Here is a 2,669-nt window from a genome sequence, read left to right as displayed (position 1 = left end):
AATTTACTGTTCCACTTCCTGTATCAGAAGTTAAGGCGATAGCTAAATCGATTGCGAATTGGACATACCGACACTTTACACCTGAAAAATTCCGTGAATCTCAGGCTATCAAGGGACGTAAAGGTGGATTGATTGGTGGTAAACGCGGTTCTATTGAGGATAAGGCTAAGGCTGGTGCCTTAGGTGGTATTAAAGGTGGTAGGGTTTCTAAAGGAGGTGGTAGACCTGATAAAAAAGAACTGTTACCTAAAGTTATGGAGTTAAAAGCATTGGGTTATAACAACAGATCTATTGCCGATGATTTAGGTTTAAGTGCTGGCACTATCAGTAATTGGATTCGTAACATTTAAAATACGTGATCAAAAACAAAGCAAAGCCTTATCAGATAACAGCCCGTTTTAGGGCTGTTTTGCTTTATAGGGAATTTAAAAAGAAACCTTATTGTTTGTGTGCGGAGCACAAACTGATCGCGTACTTTCATTTCCAATAAGGCGATTGTGTGTAAAGTTGGGGCAGCTTGTCTGTCCTACTTTTCCACAGTTAGCCTTCTCCTCGTTGTGGTAAGTTTAATAATGACCTATCTCTTTCTGATTTGATGTTTTTGTCCAACATTTTATCTAATCGTTCTTGGGATAATTCTCCTGATTTCACCATTGCTAATAATGTACCACCAATAACTATTTTTTTACGTGTTTCTAATTTTCTCTCTTTGCTTTTCTCTTTTTGTTGTTCAGCATTAATTCTCGCTTGTAGTTGTGCTTGTTGTTGCTTCATTTTCTCAAGTTTACTGCTCATAACCCCTTCCTGATTAAATTGTATCGTTGCGTATAGAATATCATAATACTTAAATGTTTCGTGTATGCTGAGAGATTAGGAAGGGCGCACTTATACGTTGTACCAACGTGTGCGAAATTTCTTCGAAATTTTAAGAGCTAGAGATTATCGCAATGGCAATTTATCACTGTAGTATTTCAGTAGGTTCTCGAAGTAATGGTTCATCTTCTGTTGGTTCTTGCGCTTATCGTGAAGGTTCAAAAAAAGAAGATCTTAAAACAGGTATTATTCATGACTACTCAAGGAAAATAGATGTCATTGAAAGTTGTGTTATCTGTCCTGATCATGCTCCTAGTTTTTGTCGAGATTCATCTCAACTTTGGAATGAAGTTGAAAGGACAGAAAAGCGAAAGGATGCACAATTATTTAGGGAAGTTACAGTGGCACTTCCAAAGGAACAAACCCAAGATCAGAATCGAGAATTAGTCCTTAATTATTGCCATGAAAATTTTGTCTCTAAAGGTATGATTGCGAGTATTTCATTTCATGAATCTAAGACGGAAAACCCTCATGCTCATATCATGTTGACGATGCGAGAGTTAACAAGCGATGGATTTGGTCAAAAAAATAGAGAATGGAATAGTAAATCAAATTTACGTGAATGGCGTGAAAATTGGGCAATATCTGTTAATCGAAATCTTGATAAAAATAATATAAATCAGAAGGTTGACCATCGTTCTTTGCTTGATCAAGGTGTTCTGCGTACCCCTCAAATTCATGTCGGTTATGCTGCGCTTGAAATGGAAAAGAGAGGTGAAATATCGGAACGAGGACAGAAAAACAGAGAGATCATTCAAGGTAATGACGTTAAATCTGAAACAATTGAACAAGGTATTCAGTCGATTAGGCATTCTTTTAATAACTATAAACGTGAACAAGCCGAGATTGCCGTTCAAGAAAAGGCATTAATGGAAGTACAAAAAAATCAAGAAAAAGAGAATAGGCAAGATGTAGATAGAGGTTTTTCGTTATGAATCAAGAACAAAAAATATATGCATTAATGGCTTGTGCTGAAGATCATCAGAAAATAATTGATGAATCTATTCAAGAATTTAAAACCGCGAATCAGCAAGAGTTGGCTCAATTATCCGCGAAACAAAAACAACTTCACGATGAACATCGTATTGTTATGAAGGATTTGCGTCGTTTGGCAGAAAAAGCCAGTGAGAATAATTTTCAACGATTAGGTTGGATGTGGTTTATTCAGACGTTATTAGCTTCACTCTTAGTTGTATCGCTTTCTGTTGGTGGGGTTATTTGGTTTGTTAACCATAAGTCTGATGAAATCATAAAGATGAATTACACCGTAGAGAAGTTAAGCAAGAAAGGCGGTGAAGCCGAGATACACTCTTGCAGACGAGATAACGGTAAGGTTTATCCTTGTGTCCGAGTGATGACGAAATGGGGAGGTTATGGCAATAATCGTGATCTCTATATTATCGATCCTAAATAACTGACGCGCTGCGCTTGTCGATACATGGTGCTTGGATAATTTCGTACCTCAATTAACCAGGCCCATGTATTCGAATTCAAAAAACATCATTTCCCCGTCAATTCTTAATAAATACCGGTCAAACTTAGATTTTTGGATTGGGTAACATTGATAACAAAATAACAACGTCACTTTTTGACTGATTTAATCGGATTAAACCGCCTTAAATACTCGTTATCCTATCCGTTCTGAATGAACAGTGATCACGTAGTGCGCGTTAGATGCCATATGTTAAATACAGCCGTTTTTAGCTAAAAGTAATACTACGAGCCGAGTGATGTCTGTTTATGGCTTTAAAATCGTTTTTAGGGGCTATTTAACGGATATTTGGGTCATGTCAGAC

Annotated in this window: 4 protein-coding genes; 3 read left to right on the top strand and 1 reads right to left on the bottom strand. The window is 37.0% G+C overall.

What is annotated here, in order from left to right:
- On the top strand, positions 1–350 hold a 350-nt coding region (locus tag CIK00_RS21595; protein ID WP_411722723.1), incomplete at its 5' end, for a LuxR C-terminal-related transcriptional regulator.
- A 190-nt stretch (positions 351–540) separates the two neighbouring features.
- Here the strand turns inward: CIK00_RS21595 and CIK00_RS20990 are convergent.
- Positions 541–795, bottom strand: coding sequence for a hypothetical protein (locus CIK00_RS20990; protein WP_101770487.1), 255 nt, complete (start codon positions 793–795; stop codon positions 541–543).
- Positions 796–947: 152 nt separating this feature from the next.
- Here CIK00_RS20990 and mobQ point away from each other — a divergent pair, with 152 nt between their 5' ends.
- Positions 948–1,808 (top strand): MobQ family relaxase, encoded by an 861-nt coding sequence (gene mobQ, locus CIK00_RS20985; RefSeq protein ID WP_101770483.1) that lies wholly within the window; start codon positions 948–950, stop codon positions 1,806–1,808.
- Complete coding sequence (locus CIK00_RS20980) at positions 1,805–2,287, top strand: hypothetical protein (RefSeq protein ID WP_101770480.1); 483 nt, start codon at positions 1,805–1,807, stop codon at positions 2,285–2,287. Before mobQ ends, CIK00_RS20980 begins: the two co-directional genes overlap by 4 nt.
- Positions 2,288–2,669 lie beyond the last annotated feature (382 nt).

Origin of the sequence: Photobacterium carnosum (genome assembly GCF_002849605.1) — a bacterium.
GTDB classification, from domain to species: domain Bacteria; phylum Pseudomonadota; class Gammaproteobacteria; order Enterobacterales; family Vibrionaceae; genus Photobacterium; species Photobacterium carnosum.
Note: the sequence above shows the minus strand (reverse complement) of the source record. Positions and strands in the feature narration are given on the sequence as shown.

What these genes read in the sequence shown, in the direction of transcription:
- mobQ (WP_101770483.1), top strand. Translation starts at nt 948, where the DNA reads ATGGCAATTTATCACTGTAGTATTTCAGTAGGTTCTCGAAGTAATGGT.
- CIK00_RS20990 (WP_101770487.1), bottom strand. Translation starts at nt 795, where the DNA reads ATGAGCAGTAAACTTGAGAAAATGAAGCAACAACAAGCACAACTACAA.
- CIK00_RS20980 (WP_101770480.1), top strand. Translation starts at nt 1,805, where the DNA reads ATGAATCAAGAACAAAAAATATATGCATTAATGGCTTGTGCTGAAGAT.